Here is a 21,220-nt window from a genome sequence, read left to right on the forward strand (position 1 = left end):
ATGGGAGAGAAATCAATTCAAAATTAAAGAACTCCTGCCTCCTCTTTGCCAATGACCGATCAAGAGGAAATTACGGCATTTTTTCTCAGTTCGTCTAAAGAAACCACTTCCAAAGCTCTAGCATGGGTTGCAGAGAGAACGACAGGTGGAGCAACACCTGCTTCGAGAGCTTCTTGCCAGCGAGAAGCACACAAACACCAGCGATCGCCAGGCTTCAATCCAGGAAAATTAAAATCAGGAACAGGTGTGCTTAGGTCGTTCCCCCGCAATTTGGTGAACTCCAAGAATTCTACAGTCACTTCGGCGCATACAACGTGCGATCCGAAATCCTGACCACCTGTGCGACAAAAACCATCGCGGTAAAATCCAGTCATGGGAGAAGTGCAGCAGGCTTCTAGGTTTCCACCAATTACATTTTTAGCTTCTATCATCGTTATTTATTGCACTTAATTTTTCACTCCGATATAAGCCTATATTGACACTTCCCTAGTTAAATAAAAATCGCTATCCCTGATTAATTCAGAAAAGCACGAAATTCTAGAATCAACTTATATTAAGGGACTTCCAAAAAATAAATTATCCAAAATTATTTGTATATTTATAGGGGCGCAAGGTCTTGCGCCCCTAACCAAACGCAGGGATGGGATGTTTTTTACTGGGAATCCCTAAGCTCCCAATCTTACGGTTATTGGGAATGGTGCAATATCTCAGTAAAAGTTCTAATAAAAACCCCTGGTAGTTAGCCAGGGGTAATGCAAGTCAGTACTTTTTCGCATGGAATGTATCCTACTCAAATACCATAGCAACGGCCTAATTTATAGATATGCCATTTTGCCAAACAGAAAAAGCCCCCAGTGGTAAGCCGAGGGTTAATTTTTTTTGGAATAGCGGTAAGGGATTTGCAAGAAAATAAGATACCAATTAAACGGGGAAAATTGTGATATCCCATTTAGGTAGAGTTTCGGAAGGTTGCCAGAAGGTTTGGTAGTGTTCTAACTCTTGTGAGAGAACCTTGATTCCTTTTTCATAGGTTGCTTCAACACGGTGAACAATGGGTGCAATCCCTTTCCAAGTCATATTGGAAGCCCACTTGATGGCAATTTCAATCGAATCCAGAATTGCGCCATTCCAATAGTTCTCTAGGGCTGCCCAACACCTCTCTATGGGATTGTACTTGCTATGGTACGGAGGATAGTAAATCAGTCGGATTCTTAAATTAATTGCTTGAGACAGTTCAACCATACGTTTGATAAACTGTGTGCGGTTACTGCGAGTTGCTGCACCACCATCAAGGTCAATTACCCATTCATCATAATCTTGGTAATCGTGTTGATTCTCATACCACCAAGCAGTTAAACAATCGACAATAAAATCACTGGTTTCAGCCGACTGACCTAAGTAAATCGTAAGCTTTTCACTGTGTGTGTTGAGAATGCCAAAAGGAACTAAGACTGCCTCCCACTGTGTATCGTGGTCATCCGCAGCTTTTGCTTCCAGTGTCCGAGCTTTACCACCTCTGGAAAGATTGCCAATCTTCACCTTGGCTTTAGTATCGATAGAGACTCGCAACGATTTGGGATTCTCATCCGATGCCTGATTTTCCTGAAACACATTGTCGAAAATGGCATCTGTTTGCGGAATCTTTTTCAAGGGCTTTGTTTTTTGTGTTTTTTTAGGCGATACCCCAAGCTATTAAGAATCTTCCCCAGAGTTTGACGAGACGGCAATTGACTGTGGTCATAACCTATTTCACTGATTAATGCTTCTCGTACCGCTCTGGCACTGATACGAGCATATAGAAAGGTCGATTGAAATTTTGGATCTGCTTGGGCTTGAGCATCTACCAAAGAACAAATATCTGCTTCTAAATTGGGCAGAATCTCAACACTATTATGTCGTCCCCTTGCATGATAGTTATCCACACAGACTATCCCTGTCCGCCGTTCATGCAAGCCAAGTTGTACACAGGAGCGATTCCATCCTAAAACTGTTTCTGCAATGCGTGCTGAACTATCGAAGTAATCTTCAGTAACTTTTGCCATGAAGTCTCTTTTACAGCTGCCAGTTAGTTTCTTGGCTGCATCTTTGAAGGTAGATTTTATGGTGTCGGTAAGCATGAACCCTGTGATTCCAATTCTAGAAATTCAGAGCAAACGCGGGCAGATCCGCGCCTCCTATTCTTCTAGAATGACTGGTATTTTATTTTCTTGCAAGCCCCTAATCTACAAAGCTATTGTTCCCAGATCAATAGGCAATAAAATCAGAATTTCTACATAATATCTAGTGGCTTGCTTTTAAATAAGCAAAGCTGATGAGTTCCATCAGGTTTACAAAAGTGAAATAGTTGATGAAAAATTGTAAAGCATTGTAAAGTGTATTCACAGGCAAAGACAAACGAGCCTGATTCATAAATCACTAACCGCACTTATAAAACAATGACAACAACCTTACAACAGCGCTCAAGCGCTAACGTATGGGATCGATTCTGTGAATGGATCACCAGCACCAACAACCGCATCTACATCGGCTGGTTCGGCGTAGTCATGATCCCCACCTTGCTAGCAGCTACCGCTTGCTTCGTAATAGCCTTCATCGCCGCACCTCCAGTAGACATCGATGGTATCCGCGAACCAGTAGCAGGTTCCTTGATCTACGGAAACAACATCATCTCTGGTGCAGTAGTACCTTCCTCCAACGCTATCGGCTTGCACTTCTACCCAATTTGGGAAGCAGCATCCTTAGACGAGTGGTTGTACAACGGTGGTCCTTACCAATTGGTAATTTTCCACTTCCTGATTGGCGTATTCTGCTACTTAGGTCGTGAATGGGAACTATCCTACCGCTTAGGTATGCGTCCTTGGATTGCGATCGCATATTCTGCTCCAGTCGCAGCAGCAACCGCAGTCTTCTTGGTATACCCCATCGGACAAGGTTCATTCTCTGACGGTATGCCTTTAGGTATATCAGGAACATTCAACTTCATGATCGTGTTCCAAGCAGAACACAACATCTTGATGCACCCCTTCCACCAACTAGGTGTAGCTGGTGTATTTGGTGGAAGCTTGTTCTCTGCAATGCACGGTTCACTAGTAACATCTTCACTAGTTCGTGAAACAACTGAAACCGAATCACAAAACTACGGTTACAAATTCGGTCAAGAAGAAGAAACCTACAACATCGTTGCGGCTCACGGCTACTTCGGTCGTCTAATCTTCCAATACGCTTCCTTCAACAACAGCCGTTCACTGCACTTCTTCCTAGCAGCATGGCCTGTAATCGGAATCTGGTTCACCGCCTTGGGTGTAAGCACAATGGCGTTCAACTTGAACGGTTTCAACTTCAACCAATCAATCATTGACTCTGAAGGTCGTGTGATTGCAACTTGGGCGGATGTAATCAACCGCGCTAACCTGGGTATGGAAGTAATGCACGAGCGTAACGCTCACAACTTCCCTCTAGATTTGGCATCTGCTGAATCTGCTCCTGTTGCTCTTACCGCTCCTGCTATCAACGGTTAATTCTCAAGCATTAACTCAATTAGCTAAATAAGAAAGCGCTCTCCTACTTCGGGAGAGCGCTTTCTTATATGTATCCCAATACTTCTCGGTTAAGGGGAAAAGGGGAAAGGGAAAAGGGAAAGAAAAAACCCTTAACCCTTACCCTTTAACCTTTTCCCCAAACCCGATTCCGAGTTAAAAATGCAAAACCCGAGCAGTATTGATATGTATCCTTCTTGTTTCGCTTTCTGAGTATTATGAGTAAAAATAATCTTCGCTGAATTGCACAGCCGCTCTTTCTGTTTTGGTTTATTTTTCCAATAGTTAGATATTTTCCCAATGCGCTAAACCATAAGTAAAAGAAAGAAAAACGAACCGCAAAGGACACAAAGAAAGAAGTTAAAAGGGTTTGGCACAGCCTCACAAAGAAATGGTATAAGTCCTAATTAGCAAAAAAGGGTATACAGGAGTTAGCAAGAATTTTTCCCAATGCCCAATTCTGTCTAAGTCCGTCCAACAAGGCTAGCGACTACTGTAGCCAACTCAGCCGCTTCAATAGGTTTGGGTAAATGTAGCTGATAACCTTCTTGTATAGCTCGCATTCGATCCTCTGCCCTAGCATAAGCTGTCAATGCTGCTGCGGGAATATTTCCCCCTTGTTCTGGCGATCGCGATCGCAGTTTGCGGATCAAAGAGTAACCATCCTCATTGGGCATACCAATGTCACTGACTAAAACATCTGGTTTCCATTCTGTAATTACCTGCAATGCTTCTTGAACTGATGCCACTGCTTTAACTTCGGCTTGGCACTGTTCGAGAACTGTGGTCATAAATTCACGGCTATCGGTTTGGTCATCTACAACCACTACCCGCACACCAAGGAGGGAGACGAAGTGAAGAGGAGAAGAGGCAACGGGGAGAGGCTGCGAGACTGTGAATAGATGACTTTTCAAAAGTGGCAACTTGACTGTAAATGTTGCTCCTTGATCTTTACCTGGACTATCTACCTGAACAGTACCACCATGTAATTCTACTAAATGACGCACGATCGCTAATCCTAGTCCTAATCCACCGTATGATCTAGTGTTAGAACTATCAGCTTGACGAAAGCGATCAAAGACGTAAGGGAGAAAATCAGGGCTAATACCAATACCTGTATCAATCACCTGAATTTGAGCATATTTCTCTGTTATATGTTCTTTTTCTTCGCCAGTTACCACTGACAATTGCAACTCTACCTGTCCACCTGTGGGTGTAAATTTGATGGCATTAGATAACAGATTCCAGATAATTTGCTGCAAACGCTCAAAATCACCGGAAACTAGGAATTGGGAATTTTCGCCAAACTTGCTGTCCTTTGAACGTTGATTGCTTTGAAATTCCGCTTCTCTTGATTCAACATTTTCGTGATTAATTTCTAATCCCAAATCTGAATTTCGCGTTTCTTTTGAGGGAATGATGGAAAATCTTAAATCGATTTCCTTAGATTGAGCGGCTAGGCTAACAGTCTCTAAGCTTGACTCAATCATCGGAACCAAATTACAAGTACGGACATTGAGGCGTAACTTGCCTCTAATCATCCGCGATATATCGAGTAAGTCTTCAATTAACTGGGTTTGCGCTTTAGCATTGCGCTCAATTGTCTCCGTAGCCTTAGCTATTTGGCTTTCACTCAGCTTGCTTCGTTGCAGAAGTTGTGCCCAGCCCAAAATTGCATTTAGGGGCGATCGCAATTCGTGAGACAATATTCCCAAAAATTCATCTTTCATCCGGTTCGCCTCTTGCAACTGCTCAGTTTGCTTTTGCAAAGAAGCAATTAAACTAGCACGTTCCATTGCGATCGCTATTTGGTCGCATACTGCTTGCATCATCCCCTTTTGATTCTCGGTAAAGCTTAACCGAGTCCGGCTGCCAAAAGAAAGAGTACCCAACAATCGTCCTTGGGCAATCAACGGATAACTATAATAAGCAGTAATACCTAAAGAACGAAGCAATTCTGTTTTGGGGTCAGTTGATTGCTGCACATTCTCTAGAGCTATTGCACAACGTTTTTGAGCTACAGTACCGCAAACCGTTTCCCCAAATCCCAGCGACTCGATTTCCTTGGCCAGTTCTTGGGAAATACCACTGTAAGACCCCAACCGCATTACTTGAGAGTTATCCTCAACCAAATAGTTCAAATAAACTTCTATTCCAATTTGCTCTCTTAGTTTTCGGTAGACGCTATCGATTAGTAGTACTGGTTCTTGGCTTGAGAGTAAATCGTTGGCTGTGTCAAATAGTAGCTTTAGTCTTTTGTAACCTAACGAGAGTGCTTTTTCTGCCTGTTTGAGGTTGCTAATCTCTTGGAACACCAAGATACAGGTAGCCGGATGACCGTGCATTGCTGGCAAGGTATCAGCAAATATCAGTAGAGAACGCACACCAGAGGGAGTGTGCCAATCTACTTCTAATCCATTGAGACGTTCACCAAGGGCAACCCGCACTCCTGGCATTTGTTCATTGGGAATGCGATCGCCTGCCGCATCTGTATAGTGGTAAGCTGTGTGATAATCTTCTGCTGGTACACCTTTAGGAAATTCGCCCCCAGCTAATTCATTAGCAGAGCGATTTGCAAAAGTTACCCGCGCCGTTCCTGGTTCGATAAACAGCAAGGGTCTTGGCATCAGATTTAATACATCCTCCAGCCATTTTTGCTGATTTAGAAGTATTTCTTCTGCCTGTTTGCGCTCCGTAATATCTAAAAATGCACCAACGCTTCCTCTAGTTTTACCCTCTTCATCAAACAGAGGTGCAACGTACTCCAACAGGTTGACAATTTTTCCATTTTCATGGACTACCTCAAGTTCACAATCCACAACTTCGACACCATGAGCAGCAGAGTATTGCATTGGCAGTTCCTCTTCTGACAGTTCCCTTCCCTCTCGGTAGATTTTGAAGGTTGTGGATTTTTGATCACTAGGAACATTGAGAGAGGCATTTGTATTTGACGATATCCCCAACTGCTTGGCCAAAGCAGGGTTTACCTTGATATTTTGGCATAGTGGATCTTCGGCAATGCCAATTCCAATGGGAATTACCTCCAACAAAGTTTGTAACTCAGTAATACGGCGCTGTAGATCCTTGTTTAGTTGTAAGATTTTTTCTTTAGCCTTTTTTTGTTCGCTAATGTTACGAGTCACAGTTGCTAAGGCAATTGGCTGACCTGTGTTGTTGTCTGTAACAGTGAAGATATTGTAATCAACTGGTATTGGTTGACCTGTTTGAAGATGCCGAAAGCAGAATTCTCCCTGCCAGCGACCTTCTGATAGTACAGTCGGCAGTATATATTTTTGAAAATAGGTTTTGTCTTTGGGCATGAAGTAATCTAATACTACTTTTTGCCTCACTTCTTCAAAGCTAGCAAGTCCTACCAGTTTTTGACCTGCATCATTTATATAGAGCAATTGACCCTCAAGGGTGGCAATGCCGATAAAGTCAGAGCTATTTTCTACCAGCGATACTAATTTTTGTTGCTCTGTTTCTGCAAGCTTACGTTCGCTCAAGTCGAGGATAAATGCTACTGACTCTTCCCGCTTTTCTCCTAACAGCACGTAACCAACTAAAACCGGGATGCGGCTACCATCCTTGCGAATATATTCTTTCTCGTAGGGCGTACAAGTAGCGTTAGTGTTTTTTTGTGCTTCGGCGACACCTCGCTGATCCAAGTATCGATATTCAGATGGTGTGATATTGCTCCAACTTAACCTACCCGTTGACAAATCCTCCCGCGTATAACCAATCATCCTGAGATATTCGTCGTTTGCCTGGTGGATACCGCCATACACATCGCCAAATAGAATACCAATGACATTAGAATCTACGAAACTCCCCAATTTATCTTCGTAGGTTCTTAGTGCTTCTTGGGCGAGGTCGCGTTGATGGCTAAGGCGTTCAATAACCCTGGCACTTTGCCAAATCAAAATAGTAAAAATCACAATCAGGACGATCGCAAACACTGATACTGCAAAAGCCGGATCGTATTGTCCTGCGCGTTGACCTTCAACAATTACCCACCCTAATATAAAAGGTACTGCGATCGCGGCAACCAACAAACGACGTGCCAGTAAGCCACCATAAGTATCACTTGTAACTACCCTCATTAACCCCTGTTCTGCCCGCGCCCAAAGAATACCTATACTTAGCAAAATGAACAACACCGCTGTATGTAAAGCCATTGATGTTGTATAAGGGGCAAGTCCGTAAAGAACTTTCACTTTGTAGGCATAGCCCATAAGCGCCTGAAAGGAAATTAAAGTAGCGATCAGAGCGATAATCTGAGCAGACCAATAACTACGGTGGTTTTTGGGATTAATTAGAATCTGTAGGGCAACGCTGACTAGTATAAAGTTGAATGCTGTGTTTACCCCCATTCGCCCCGGATACAATGTCGTCATACTAGTTGGCGAATCCAGGAACAGTATCTCATCAATACCCAGATTCCAGCCGAACAGATATTCACAAAGTGTAAGTGCAGCAATTGTGGTGACAGCTATTGCACAGACCCTGGAAATTACCAGAGTCGGGAAATCGAGAAGTTGAAAGGTCGAAGAGTCAGGGTAGTTTTGAATTGTTCTTTTCCCCTTATTCCCTGCCTTTAAAAACAGCCACAATGATAAACCAGACAGTACAAAACACAACGCTGTATTGACTTTCATCGTCGCAGGACTACCAGGGAAGCCACGCTTGAAAACTTCAATTCCAAGCCACCAGCCAATTAGCACCAAACCGCCAACCAAGATGGGTATTACACTTGCGGCTTTTGCCACAAGTGAATTTATCGGGATTTTGAATATATCTTGCAGCCGCAAGCGGTTAACCTTTAACATTTAGTGTTCTCTAACCGCATCTATCTAGCGTAGTAAAATTCCGTATTCCTTACGGTTTAATCATCTATGCCTTAGTATTTTATGCTACCCATTGACTTACTTTTCATCTACCCAGAAGCATATTTTTTATTGGACAATTTAGAGTAAGAATTAATAATTCAAAAAATCACCTTTGTGAGTATTTCAGAATTACAGGCTATATCGTTTACCAATCTAATTTTCTTTACAGAAACAGTAGTATAATCGAGAACTTGTAGCTTCAATATAACTACTTCTTTGGTTCTGTTCGCAAGTCTTGTAATCGCCCTTGCAAAAACTTTCCCCATTCCGCCGCCAAAGGGATTTCGGTAAATGGAACACGCACCGATTTATTAGATTCGGAAAAGAGAAATTCTAGCTCTATAGAACGACCTTTCTGCGGTATATTATCCACATCTACTGATTTATCATCTACTAGAAAGTTGATTTGCTTAATATCAAGCAAAGAGAATGTTTCTAGTTTAATAGGCCCTTGAGGTGTGGGTTTTCCCCATGTGAGATTATTGTCTTTTTGACCTAATACAGCATAAATATCGTACTTAGCCCGTTCAAATTGTTCTGCCCAAGCGCGATAGGCTTCAACTTTTTGATACTCTTTCGAGCCTTGCCAAGCCAACCAGAAAAACATTACTAATAGCGGCAACCACAAAAGACCACGTTCCATCGTTTCAAAAAGTCCTGAGTAATGAAGTGAGACTTGTAACTAAAAGTGCAAAATCCACCAACAAAGGATGGAGATAAGTTATGGTAGTGAGCAAACTGGCAAAAAGCGGTGATGAGTTAATATGAGAAAGCTTATATTATTGTGCTTGTTTGTCATTGGGCTGGGAGCTGCCATATTTGGTTTCCTGAATTTCCAGGGAATGGCAGTTAAAGGAGAGTTTGAGACGATTTTGCTTGATTTTCGGGAAGATATTCCATCAGATGTGGTGCAACAGAATCTCCAAGCGATCGCCAAACAATACAACGTTACACCCCAATTAGACAACAAGTTTTCAGAAAAAGATCATGTGTATATTGTCAAAGGCGATCGCCAGCGACTCCAAGAACTGAAAAAATCTCAGTTTGCCCAAGCTACAGAATTCATTGAGCCAAATTACATCTATACAAAGATTCCACAACCAGGTGAAAAAGCTTGGTTAGGAGAATTTTTGAGACCTCAAGAAAATGATGATGAGACAAGCCCGTCATTAACTGGCCCCAATGATCAATATTACAGCAAGCAGTGGAACTTGCACAAAATCGGTATTGAAGGCGCATGGAGTCAAACCAAAGGCAGTGGCATTACAGTTGCGGTAATTGACACCGGGATTACTAAGTTGCGCGACTTATATGAGACAAAATTCGTCAAAGGCTATGATTTTGTTAACGATAGAGAAGAAGCCAAAGACGATAACGGCCACGGTACCCATGTTGCCGGAACTATTGCCCAAGCCACAAATAACAAATATGGCGTAGCTGGAATTGCTTATGAAGCTAGTCTGATGCCACTTAAGGTACTCAGTTCTTATGGCGGCGGTACAGTTGCCGATATTGCCGAAGCGATTAAATTTGCTGCTGATAAAGGCGCAGATGTGATCAATATGAGCTTGGGTGGTGGCGGTGAAAGCAAGTTGATGAAAGAAGCGATCGAGTATGCCCATAGAAAAGGTGTAGTCATCATTGCCGCAGCTGGGAATGAAAATACCAATGGCGCAAGCTATCCAGCCCGATATCCTTATGTAATAGGCGTTTCGGCAATTGGTCCAGATGGCGAAAGAGCGCCTTATTCTAACTTTGGTGCTGGGGTAGATATCTCGGCTCCTGGTGGTAGTGAAGCTGGTAAGATTCTCCAAGAAACTATCGACGAAAATGGCGAAGGCGTATTTCTAGGCTTCCAGGGTACAAGCATGGCTTCTCCCCACGTTGCAGGCGTGGCAGCATTAATTAAAGCTGCTGGGATCAAAGAACCAGATGAAGTTTTAAAAGTCCTCAAGCAGTCAGCGCGAGTTATCCAAGATGATGGTTTGAACTATTATGGCGCTGGACAACTCAATGCAGAAGCAGCAGTCAGACTAGCTTTTGGTGGACAAATCAGTTTTCCAGATTTCTTTCGGTGGTTACGCGATAACGGCTATCTTAACCCTGGCTTTTGGATTGATGGTGGTGCAGTGGCACTATTACCCAAAATTTTAATGGTAGTTGGCTCTTATCTACTGGCTTGGTTTTTACGGGTTTACTTCCCCTTCACTTGGAGTTGGTCTTTATCTAGTGGGCTAATCGCTGGCAGTTCCGGGTTATTCTTCCTCAAGGGAATCTATATTTTTGATCTTCCCCAATGGCCTTTCCGGGTTTTGGGCAGTTCAATTCCCGAACTAGGTAATACCCTCCAGGGAACTGATGCGTTGAATCCCCTATTTGCCAGTGTACTGATTCCTATTTTGTTAATGGCATTGCTGCTGGGAAATCCTAGTTGGAAATGGTTTGCCATTGGTTCAACATTAGGTGTAGCAGCCTGCTTGACAGTAAGTGCATTTTTAGATCCAGCTGTTTGGGGTTTGGGAAGTGGCAACATATCACGCCTCTTCCTCATCGCTAATGCCCTAATCTGCTATGGACTGGCTCGTTTAGCATTGAAAAACGAAGAAAAAATCGCATAAATCGGGAATGGGGAATGGGGAATCAATGTTTATAACTCCTAACCCTAACTCCTAATTCCCTACTCCCCCCACTCAGCACGGGCTAAACGCCCCGCTATCGCTAACAGCACTTACAACTCAGCACTGTTTATGAGCATTACACTTACAGGTACAATTGAACGCCGTGATATAGGCACAGGCGCATGGGCGTTGGTTACAGAAGAGGGCGTTACTTACGAAATCCTGAAAGGGGCTGACAAAAGCTTACTCAAAGCCGGACAAAAAGCAAAAGTAAAAGGACAGGTGCGTGAAGATATCATGACTATTGCCATGATTGGCCCTGTCCTAGAGGTCAAATCTTTTGAAGTAATTTAGTTCTGATTACCTGTAGAATCCAGAACCTCTTGCAGACGGCTTCTAAATTCTCCTTTGGGATGACCTCCTTTTACTTCACCCACAATCTGAAATTCCCCTTCTGGAGAATTGCAGATGATGTAAGTAGGCCATCCCATTTCTGATTTATCGGGATACTGAGTTAATAAAATCTTGCGATACTTGCGGTAAGCAGTCGTATCCTGCATTTTCACATCAATAAATTCTAAACCCAGTTCTTCAGCCACCTTTTTGTCGTAAAAAGACATTTTATGGCAGATGCCGCACTCTTCTGAAGAGAACTTAATTACAGCTAAACTCATGGGTTGGCGACTCTTTGATTTTAAGCAAAGTTTTTTAGCATAATGCCATGAAATATTACCATATAGCTGGTTATTAGTGTCAACTTAAAGCTGAAACCCTTATCCAGTATCTTTTCTTGCGTCCTTGCTTCTATGTTTTTTGGGAGGCAGAGCTTTCAGTACTGCATTCCCAGGTTGAACATACAAACAAGAAAGATACACATGTAGTTACCAAGGAAACTCTGACTCGGAAGCTGAAAGCAGTAATTGCTGGCAGACAAATAATTAAACGCCAAAATATAGAAAAAAAATTAAGAATATGATTAAATATCATAGCAATCATTTTGATGTGGCATCTCTAGCTCACAATAAAAAGAAAGCGATTCAGGAATTGAGTGAGCAAGTTATGCTCTATCCTAGGAGCAGTAACAACAAGAGTAGTGGTGCATTCTAGTTACATCAGCAGAAAATGCTAGGGCGATGTCTAAGACAAGTCGCTACGTGTCTACACAAAAAACCCCCGATGAGCGTTAGCCAATCAGGGGAGTTAGTTATCAGGGTGCATCTACCAATTAAATGTTCTTAGGTTTAACACCATACTCCGGATAAATTTGGACACAGATAAGTTATTTTTTAAAATAAAAAACCCCCGATGAGCGTTAGCCAATCAGGGGAGTTAGTTATCAGGGTGCATCTACCAATTAAATGTTCTTAGGTTTAACACCATACTCCGGATAAATTTGGACATAGATAAATTATTTTTTAAAATAAAAAACCCCCAGATGATGTTAGTCTACTAGGGGAGTTAGTTATCAGGGTGCATCTACCAATTAAGTGTTCTCAGGTTTAACACCATACTCCGGATAATTTGGACACAGATAAGTTATTTTTTAAAATAAAAACCCCCAGATGATGTTAGTCTACTAGGGGAGTTAGTTATCAGGGTGCATCTACCATTAATGTTTTCTAGGGGCAGCGAGTATCTTCCGGGGAAAATGGCAAAAATCAGGGTTGACGGCCATGTCTAGGAAGGGCTACGCCTAGGTAATTAGAAAAAAACCCCCAGTGGGTGTTAGCCAACCAGGGGAGTGAGTTATCAGGGTGCATCTATATGATCATCTTTTCTAAAGTAAATGGGTAGCTACCGGATAAAATAGCAGAGGTTGAAGTTATTGTTGTTTGCTCACCAGAAAAAAAACCTCAAAGTTGTTAACCAACCAGAGGAGTTAGTTATCAGATATTGGTTTCAAGTGAAGCTAAAGTCTTTCAGAATCTCGTTTACCTGTAAATGATACTCATAGGGCTACTGGCACGAATTCAGGGGGTGCTAGCCTATATGAGGATTAAAAGAGATTCTTAAAGAGCAATCTACCGGATAAATTGATGCTCACCAGAGAAAATCCTCAATGGGTGTTAGCGAACAAGGGGAGCTAGTTATCAGGGTGCATCTACCAATTAAATAACCAGTGCATTGCCTTAAAAATTTGATGCGTCAGAAATGATTGCTGCTAAATTTCTTCATAAAAAAACCCCCAGTGGGTGTTAGCCAACCAGGGGAGCTAGTTATCAGGGTGCATCTACCAATTAAGTGTTCTAGGTTTAACCACCATGCTCCGGATAAATTTATTAGAAAGGTGTGTCAACGAAACTCTAGTAGATATTAACTGAATTAGGGGAGGTGAACTACTCCGCCGTAAGACGGACGGAGCTTCCCAATTCATCGGGAATAGCTTCCAGAACTCCATAGTTCTAGTTAGTCTGACATTCCCTCCAAGGGCAGGAGTCCTGGTTCCCAAGACCCAAATTTTTTTCTTGCAACATATACCTATTAGTTTGGTTTTCACTTATGGCATTGATGGTCAAGATCAAATAATCTTATCAGAAAATTCTGGGGATTCGTCTATACATCTGATATTTGTTTTTGCATAAGCAAAAAATCAATATCAGATGCAATCCTTATCCCCCGCTCCCTATCCCCACCTTATGAGTACATTGTTTGCGTTAGCGTCTCGCAGAGAAGGTGGGGACTTCCGCGACACGTTAAAAATCAAGGGACATCTATCTAGTAATCAAGTATTCTAGGATTAAGCACTATTTTTTGGTAAAGAATATCTGCGTTAAAAGTTGCTGTTGTTTGCCAAAATTGAAAAAAACCCCTAGTAGGTGTTAGCCAGCTAGGGGAGTTGAAGATCAAGGTGCATCTACCAATTAAGTGTTCTAGATCCAAGTAATCCGATCCGGATAAAGTTGTAAAGGCAGAAAAAGCAAAACAACACCGAATCAGAAACATTCAGGGGTGGGATGCATCTAAGTTATCAGAGGGAGCAAATCGACTTGAAACTTTCGTGTTTCAAACCAGATTTAGGAGGCGGACAGGAGAAGTTGTGACCCAGGAATTTCACATTTCCGTAACCCCAGTAGGGCAAAATGACTACTTGGTGCGGACGGAACAAGTCGCGCCTGGGGTACCATTGGCAGAAGAATTGGTGACTTGGCCTGTAGCTGATTGGTTAATAGCTGCTGGGCATTTGATGAATGACCCATTGAAGTCGGTGTTGCAGGGAGATCCATTTACCTCTGGTGGGCACGAAAGCAATATCGCCAGAAACTCTGTTAACTTGGTGGCGTTGGGTCAACAATTTTATAACGCCTTGTTTCAAGGCACTCTCAGAGATAGTTGGATTACTGCCCAAGGTATTGCCCAGAATCACCAACAAGTACTACGCTTACGCTTGGGGCTAAAGGACACTAGGTTAGCTCGTCTACCTTGGGAAGTGATGCACGCAGGCGATCGCCCTCTGGCTACTGGGCCTTATGTGGCTTTTTCTCGCTTCCAAAGTGGCATTTTGGGGGGTTCTCCTTTGCGATCGCGCAATAGTTTCACAACACGAGAACAAGGTAGTGTGAAAGTATTGATGGTAATTGCTTCTCCCTCAGATCAAGCCCGTCTTGACTTACAGAAACAGGAAGCGATTAAGCTGCAAGCGGAACTTCACCGTCAAACATCACGACTTGCTGAAGGTAACAATCGTTTCCCAGAAATTGAACTCACTGTATTAGACCAACCAGGACGGGAAGAACTGACGCAAGCCCTAGAACAAGGCAGATACCAAGTTCTCCACTACTCTGGTCATAGTAACTTAGGTGGCAATGGTGGAGAAATTTATCTTGTTAGTCGCAGAACTGGCTTAACGGAAATCTTGAGTGGAGACGATCTGGCAGGTCTGCTCGTCAACAATAATATTCAAATGGCAGTGTTTAATTCCTGCTTGGGGGCGTACACAGCTGCATCCGATCCTTCTGGAGATACGGGTGAACGTAATCTGGCAGAAAGTCTCGTGAAGCGCGGAATTAGAAGCGTTTTGGCTATGTCAGAACGCATTCCTGATGAAGTGGCATTGACACTCACACAATTGTTTTACCGCAACTTGAGTCAGGGATATCCTGTAGATTTGTGCGTTAGTCGGGTACGCCAAGGATTAATTTCTGCTTATGGTTCTCACCAGATGTACTGGGCATTACCAATTTTATATCTCCAGCCAGAATCTGACGGTTTTCTCAGTGAAGAAATTGAGGTATCCGAAAGTCCAGACTTACGGGATCAGTACAATTCACCTTTAGGAATAACTTCCACGATGTACTCTGCGATGTCTACGACGGGCTACGCCAACGCAGATGATAGCGATATGCCTTTAGGAATGGAAGAAATGATTCCTGCTGGTTTGGCGCGTGACTCTTCTGGATTAGACTGGCTGGGTGAGGATACTTGGGGCGATCTGGTTGATGAAATTGAGTATGATGACCCAAGTTATGAAGAAGATTCTGCGATCGTTTCGGATTTGTTTCGTCAGCTAGATAACCAAAAAGCTACAACTGAACCGGATCAACAAATTCCAGAAAATAATTTTCAGCAAAGCCAGATTTCAGAAGACATGACTTCTCTGGAAGAAGATTTGTGGGGAGAAATCCCGGCACCGCCCCCTGCAATTACTGGTAAATTTCAAGAAAGTCAGCAAAATTCTGAGTTTTCGCGTAGACATAGCCCAACCCAGGTATCGCAACCAGGCGTACCAAGACATCGTACCCAAGGCCGCAAGTTGTGGCCAATTGTGGGTATTGTGGGAATCAGTGCCTTAGTAGCTGCGATCGGTTTAAATTGGTGGTGGCAAAATCGATCCCAACTGGCAACTCTGCCAAACATCCCAACAATTCCCACCGATTCTTTACCTATCCAAAAACAGCAAAATATCGATTTAGAAACAGCAACCACTGGAATTGTTACTACTAGCGCTACGCAAAAATTGAGCCAGGGAGATTTACAAGGTGGGTTGTTGGCTGTAGAAGAATTACTCAATCGTGGCGCACTAGCTGCGGCGGAAACGGCCCTTAAACTTGTTCCGAATAAGCAAGTTGACGATCCATCTGTCAACTTTTATAAGGGAAGATTAGCTTGGCAGTCTATCGGGACTGGAGACAATAACTATAGCGTCGATGATGCCCGCCGTTACTGGGAAACTGCTGCAAAAGCTAAACCAGAATCGCTTTTGTATAATAACGCTTTAGGATTTGCTTACTACGCAGAAGGCAATTTAAATCGAGCCAATGACTCTTGGTTCAAGGCTTTGAATTTAGCTCTCAAAGAACAAAATACAGATTCAAAGACGGCAGTTCCTGAAGATGCTTTAACTTCTTATGCTGGTTTAGCTCTGGGACTGTATAAATCTGCACTTAGTCAATCTAGTGGTAAGCAGACACAGTATCTTAATGAAGCGATCAAGTTGCGGCAAATGGTTCTCAACTCTGATTCAGTAAATTTCCAGGTTGATAAATTAGCTAAAAATTGGCTGTGGACGGAGAAGGCGATTGAAGATTGGCGATCGCTCCTTCAGGAAAAAGGTGAATAACAGTAAGATGTTGTAGTGGTGCGATCGCTTTTAATTAGTAAAATCAGCATGGCGATCGCTCTGTTGATTCACGCTAGCGATCGCCGTGATGGTTGTGTTCGCATCTGAAATAGGCTTCGGCTTATCTGAATTATCAGATGCTGGGACTCCATAAAAAAATAGAAGTAATACAAGGACAAACGCTGCAAATGCCCCTGTAGCTTTAATATTAGTTTTGCTCAAAGGTACGTGTGCTTCTAAATTAAGACTACCCGTCAATAAATAACCTGATATCCCAGCAAATGCGGCTGCTAAAAATCTAACTATTGCTAGAGTGCCACCTTCCATTGCTCGTGGGTTGAGTACAAGAACAATAAAGACTATTAAGACCGCCAGAGCCATAGCAAGGGCTATTCCACGTTCAGCAGGTGAAATTTGCGAGGATGGTTTATGCACTTCTGGTTGAAAATTATCTTCTTGTTTAAATGGTTCTGTCATAAAATTATTCTCTTGCTTTGATGGCTGAATTACATTATTAACTGTTACAACCACATTTTCTCTTCTTATCTCAGAGGGATTAGGAAGAATATCGTTGTCTATATGCTGTTCTGCTTTTAGTAACTCCCTTCTGTCCATCACATCATCAATTAAGCCCAAGACATTAACCATTTGATAGCTTTTTTGACATTGAATGCGTTCTTGCCTATCGGCTACAAACTGTCGCAATATATCAAAAGGGTAAAAGTGTGGCTCTTGGCTATCTTTGCAGGTGTCACAATTACAGGGAATTAACTTGTTGTACTTTAGTCGCTTGTACGAGTCATGAATTTTATCGAGTTCATGTGTAACTATGGTCATCAAATCTCTTTTATGACGACCTAAAACTCGAATCTTAATCTCCCGCTTGCCATAATATTCAATCACCTCTGCCTTCGTCTGGTCTTTACTGAGAACAACGCCGCTTTTCCAGACATATTGTTGTTTATTCCTCAACTCATTCATGGCGACGATAAACTGGGTGATGATGCCCTTGGGCATGAAGTCATATTCGTAACGCAGAATCAGGTTGTCGGTTTGATTCCAGGCATAGAGGGGTTGATTAGCAGATAACAGTTGTGGGGCAATATACTCTCCTTGGCTTCTAGGAATTTCGTAGCACAGCTTGAAGTTGATCATCAGCCGCAAGAGTTCATCATGCATTGTGGCATATTCGTCTTCACACCAGATGTTTGCCAAGTCAGACCGGGTGAAACTGCCTAGATTGCTAATCACCTCTTTATTATCCAGCACTTTGTAGACTGCATCAGTTCCCCACTTGGGTTTTAGGATAACAGTCTTGTTCAAAAGTGGGTCTTCCTGGAAGTGCAAGCATACTCCCAAATCGTGCAGATAGCTGCTCAACTGCAACTTGTCATTTCTTTGGGTGAACCCATTTTTCTGGCAGATGTTCAGGTATTCATCTAAGCCGATGTAATTGCGTTTGTCACTTTCCAAAGCTTCCCGGACTCTAACCCAGGTTTTTGGGAGGGGACTGCCAATATGGGGCAGACTTTTAACGTAATGCTTAATTTGTTCTAAAACTTGTTCTAAACCCCTGTTGGTAGCAAGGTTTGTTGGTAAAGTCTCCTTCAAATTAGTAAACTGCCCCCGTAACTCACGTTCATTGATTTCTCGGTGGCGGTTTTGCTTTTCATTTTTGATGATTAGCAAGGGACTGTTATCGCTCAACAGTTCTACTACATTCAGCCAGTAATAAAAATCTGTGTCTTCCTTGCGGGTATCTGCTACTAAAACGTAGAGAGAACGCTTAGTAAGGAAAAATTGGTGAGTCGCATGGTAAATTTCTTGCCCACCAAAGTCCCAGATGTTGACTCGAAATTCTCGCCCGTCTTTCATTGGGAAATCCCACCGAATCACCTCAATTCCTTTCGTAGAGTCTTCCTCTCGGAGTTGATAATTTTGGTCTTCAATTTTCTTCGCCAGTGTTGTTTTCCCTGCTCCACCTTCGCCGATAATTAGTAACTTTGCTTCACACAGATAATCTGTGCCTTCTGCTTGCAGTTGCCGGAAATAATCCCTAATTGCCTCAATACCTTGTTCAACAATTTCTGGTGGCGGCTTTTCGATGGGGTTATCGCTTAAATTCAGGGTAGTGAGTTTTTGCAGGCGGGCGATCGCTTCTGGTAGTGTCGTTAATTTGTTGCCCCTTAAATCCAGGGAAGTGAGTTGTTGTAGGCGGGCGATCGCTTCTGGCAGCGTCGTTAATCGGTTGAGCCTTAAATTCAGGGAAGTGAGTTTTTGCAGGGGGGCGATCGCTTCTGGCAGCGTCGTTAATTGGTTGCCCCTTAAATCCAGGCGAGTGAGTTGTTGCAGGCGGGTGATCGCTTCTGGCAGTGTCGTTAATTTGTTGAAGCTTAAATTCAGGGAAGTGAGTTGTTGCAGGCGGGTGATCGCTTCTGGCAGTGTCGTTAATTTGTTGTCGCTTAAATCCAAAACCTCCAACCATTCCAGTTCAAACACCTCAGCAGGAATCTCTATTAATTTTTCCTTGTCATCAGTACGCCAATCATTGCTTAAATCTAATTCTTTAAGCTGTTTCTCTTTCGCTTCTCGGATTTTTTCAAGGAAACGTTGAGGCGTGTTTGCCATACTGAGGTTCACCTGTTAACGAAAGTTACATGTAATGCCACTGATTCGCTGGACAATTTTGCAACCACTAATATTTTGCACTAATCCCAACAACCGCCACAGGTTAGAAACCTCTGGCTGATAGCGGAAGTCTTCTTAAGAGGGCTAAATTCTTTCCAGACTTGGGTTTTAGTCCACATTGAATGGACTTTGGCTATGAGAAAGGAAATTCGAGTTGCAGGCAAAGGTGGGTGTTAATTAAGAATGCTGCAAGATATCAAAGCAATTTACTATCCTGTGTAACACTACACAAGTGCTAATAATTTTTACTGAATCTAAAAAGAATTTATCATTCCCAATGGTTCAGATTGGCTTGTCAAACAGTCTTTTATACTCATTAATGAGGCTCGGAACTCCGTTAATGAGTCTTTGATACTCGCCGATGAGCCTTTGATACTCGTGGACGAGTCTTTGATACTCGCGGACGAGTCTTTGATACTCGCGGATGAGTCTTTGATACTCGCGGATGAGTCTTTGATACTCGTGGACGAGTCTTTGATACTTGTGGACGAGTCTTTGATACTCGCGGATAAGTCTTTGATACTCGCGGATGAGTCTTTGATACTCGCGGATGAGTCTTTGATACTCGCGGATGAGTCTTTGATGGTTCTTTTACTTCTTTAGCCGTTTTTTACGCGACTTCTCCAGCCCGAAAAATCTGTTCAGCAGTTAAATTTAACTCTGGGAAGGCTGGCGATTGAATGCGGTCATTTCCTCTAAATTGCCTAACTTGATACTCACCTTCAATTAATTGGTAAATCGAGATTGTTGGTTGTTTAGGATTGCCAATAAAATTCCTACCACCTAAACCTAGATAGTCTACAATCCAATATTCAGGTATTCCAACCTCTTCATATTTACCTGCTTTGGTAAAATAGTCATCTCTCCAGTTGGTACTTACTACTTCAATTACTAAAGGAATTGATGCCGCTTGGCTTACAGTAGATTCTTTTTTCCACAGAGGTTCATTTACTAAATTAGAGTTATTCAACAACAGTACATCTGGTGAGTAAGCTGCTTCGCTTTGAGTCGGTTTAATGAATGCTGTTTTGGGGATGAAATAAAGTAGTTTTAAACGTTTGTATTCTGTAACTATTTCCCCAACTAAAAATCCAACAATTTGTTCATGTTCACCTGTGGGAGGAGCCATTTCAACAATTACTCCATCATGCAGTTCATAGCGTCGTTGTGAGTTTTCTGGATACCAAGCAATAAATTCATCAAATGTTACTTGTTTGGTTAAGGCTTGAGTCATACTTTGCCCTCTTGCTTTATTTAAAATCAGATAAAAATTTAAACCTTAGCCACCTAAATTACGTGACTTCTCCAGCCTGAAAAATCTGTTCAGCAGTTAAATTTAAATCTGGGAACGCTAGCGACTGAATGCGCTTATTTCCCCTAAATTGACTAACTTGATACTCACCTTCAATTAATTGGTAAATCGAGATAGTTGGTTGTTTAGGATTGCCAATAAACCGCCTACCACCTAAACCTAGATAGTCTACAATCCAATATTCAGGAATACCCAAAGACTCGTAATCTTCTAGCTTCAAAGCATAATCATCACTCCAGTTGGTTGAAACAACTTCTACAACCAACTTGACAGAACTACCCCGCGTGATGATAGATTCTTTTTTCCAACGAGGTTCATCTATAACAGCTTGTCTATCAAGAACTATGACATCTGGTTCATAACCTGAATCAGTGTTAATTGACTTGATGACGCATTCTTTAGGGATAAACCAAGGGATGGACAGACGGGTGATTTCAATAAACAAAGAACCATTGATAAACCCGGCTATCTCTGAGTGCTTCCCTGTTGGCTTAGGCATTTCAACAATTACCCCATCATGTAGTTCATAATGCCTGTCTGAAGATTCGGGATACCAGGCAATAAATTCATCAAATGTTACTTGTTTGGTTAAGGCTTGAGTCATACTTTGCCCTCTTGCT

At 42.5% G+C, this 21,220-nt stretch carries 11 protein-coding genes and 1 pseudogene; 4 read left to right on the plus strand and 8 right to left on the minus strand.

The annotated features are described in order from the left end of the window. Positions 1–59: 59 nt before the first annotated feature. Together FD724_RS27100 and FD724_RS42145 are read right to left on the minus strand one after the other, a co-directional pair. The gene (locus FD724_RS27100; protein ID WP_114082202.1) at positions 60–431 is read right to left on the minus strand and encodes a DUF2237 family protein; all 372 of its coding nucleotides are present in this window, start codon (positions 429–431) and stop codon (positions 60–62) included. A gap of 490 nt (positions 432–921) precedes the next feature. Beyond that, positions 922–2,117: pseudogene (locus FD724_RS42145) on the minus strand (ISAzo13 family transposase). Between the two features lie 318 nt (positions 2,118–2,435). Between FD724_RS42145 and psbA the strand changes: the two are divergent. After that, a complete protein-coding gene (gene psbA / locus FD724_RS27110) occupies positions 2,436–3,518 on the plus strand; it encodes a photosystem II q(b) protein (protein ID WP_179073349.1) in 1,083 nt (360 codons plus the stop codon). A 482-nt stretch (positions 3,519–4,000) separates the two neighbouring features. Here the strand turns inward: psbA and FD724_RS27115 are convergent, their stop codons facing one another. Together FD724_RS27115 and FD724_RS27120 are read right to left on the minus strand one after the other, a co-directional pair. Then, complete coding sequence (locus tag FD724_RS27115) at positions 4,001–8,365, minus strand: PAS domain S-box protein (RefSeq protein WP_179074741.1); 4,365 nt, start codon at positions 8,363–8,365, stop codon at positions 4,001–4,003. Between the two features lie 268 nt (positions 8,366–8,633). Next, complete coding sequence (locus FD724_RS27120; protein ID WP_163936651.1) at positions 8,634–9,068, minus strand: hypothetical protein; 435 nt, start codon at positions 9,066–9,068, stop codon at positions 8,634–8,636. Between the two features lie 121 nt (positions 9,069–9,189). Between FD724_RS27120 and FD724_RS27125 the strand changes: the two genes are divergently transcribed. Both FD724_RS27125 and FD724_RS27130 read left to right on the plus strand, forming a co-directional pair. Continuing rightward, positions 9,190–11,043, plus strand: coding sequence for a S8 family peptidase (locus FD724_RS27125; RefSeq protein ID WP_179074742.1), 1,854 nt, complete (start codon positions 9,190–9,192; stop codon positions 11,041–11,043). 129 nt (positions 11,044–11,172) lie between these two features. After that, a complete protein-coding gene (locus tag FD724_RS27130; protein WP_114082657.1) occupies positions 11,173–11,397 on the plus strand; it encodes a hypothetical protein in 225 nt (74 codons plus the stop codon). On the opposite strand, the gene FD724_RS27135 is transcribed toward FD724_RS27130, so the two are convergent. After that, positions 11,394–11,717, minus strand: coding sequence for a hypothetical protein (locus tag FD724_RS27135; RefSeq protein ID WP_012409925.1), 324 nt, complete (start codon positions 11,715–11,717; stop codon positions 11,394–11,396). The genes FD724_RS27130 and FD724_RS27135 overlap by 4 nt on opposite strands. A 2,363-nt stretch (positions 11,718–14,080) precedes the next feature. Between FD724_RS27135 and hetF the strand changes: the two genes are divergently transcribed. After that, a complete protein-coding gene (gene hetF, locus FD724_RS27140; protein WP_179074743.1) occupies positions 14,081–16,600 on the plus strand; it encodes a cell division protein HetF in 2,520 nt (839 codons plus the stop codon). Between the two features lie 30 nt (positions 16,601–16,630). Here the strand turns inward: hetF and FD724_RS27145 are convergent, their stop codons facing one another. The 3 genes from FD724_RS27145 to FD724_RS27155 form a co-directional block, all read right to left on the minus strand. Then, positions 16,631–19,228, minus strand: coding sequence for a COR domain-containing protein (locus FD724_RS27145; RefSeq protein WP_179074744.1), 2,598 nt, complete (start codon positions 19,226–19,228; stop codon positions 16,631–16,633). Between the two features lie 670 nt (positions 19,229–19,898). After that, positions 19,899–20,522, minus strand: a complete 624-nt coding sequence (locus FD724_RS27150; protein WP_179074745.1) for a Uma2 family endonuclease — start codon at positions 20,520–20,522, stop codon at positions 19,899–19,901. Between the two features lie 58 nt (positions 20,523–20,580). Continuing rightward, a complete protein-coding gene (locus FD724_RS27155) occupies positions 20,581–21,204 on the minus strand; it encodes a Uma2 family endonuclease (RefSeq protein WP_179074746.1) in 624 nt (207 codons plus the stop codon). Positions 21,205–21,220 lie beyond the last annotated feature (16 nt).

Origin of the sequence: Nostoc sp. C057, from assembly GCF_013393925.1 — a bacterium.
Lineage (GTDB): Bacteria > Cyanobacteriota > Cyanobacteriia > Cyanobacteriales > Nostocaceae > Nostoc > Nostoc muscorum_A.

What these genes read in the sequence shown, in the direction of transcription:
- FD724_RS27100 (WP_114082202.1), bottom strand. Translation starts at nt 431, where the DNA reads ATGATAGAAGCTAAAAATGTAATTGGTGGAAACCTAGAAGCCTGCTGC.
- psbA (WP_179073349.1), top strand. Translation starts at nt 2,436, where the DNA reads ATGACAACAACCTTACAACAGCGCTCAAGCGCTAACGTATGGGATCGA.
- FD724_RS27115 (WP_179074741.1), bottom strand. Translation starts at nt 8,365, where the DNA reads ATGTTAAAGGTTAACCGCTTGCGGCTGCAAGATATATTCAAAATCCCG.
- FD724_RS27120 (WP_163936651.1), bottom strand. Translation starts at nt 9,068, where the DNA reads ATGGAACGTGGTCTTTTGTGGTTGCCGCTATTAGTAATGTTTTTCTGG.
- FD724_RS27125 (WP_179074742.1), top strand. Translation starts at nt 9,190, where the DNA reads ATGAGAAAGCTTATATTATTGTGCTTGTTTGTCATTGGGCTGGGAGCT.
- FD724_RS27130 (WP_114082657.1), top strand. Translation starts at nt 11,173, where the DNA reads ATGAGCATTACACTTACAGGTACAATTGAACGCCGTGATATAGGCACA.
- FD724_RS27135 (WP_012409925.1), bottom strand. Translation starts at nt 11,717, where the DNA reads ATGAGTTTAGCTGTAATTAAGTTCTCTTCAGAAGAGTGCGGCATCTGC.
- FD724_RS27145 (WP_179074744.1), bottom strand. Translation starts at nt 19,228, where the DNA reads ATGGCAAACACGCCTCAACGTTTCCTTGAAAAAATCCGAGAAGCGAAA.
- FD724_RS27150 (WP_179074745.1), bottom strand. Translation starts at nt 20,522, where the DNA reads ATGACTCAAGCCTTAACCAAACAAGTAACATTTGATGAATTTATTGCT.
- FD724_RS27155 (WP_179074746.1), bottom strand. Translation starts at nt 21,204, where the DNA reads ATGACTCAAGCCTTAACCAAACAAGTAACATTTGATGAATTTATTGCC.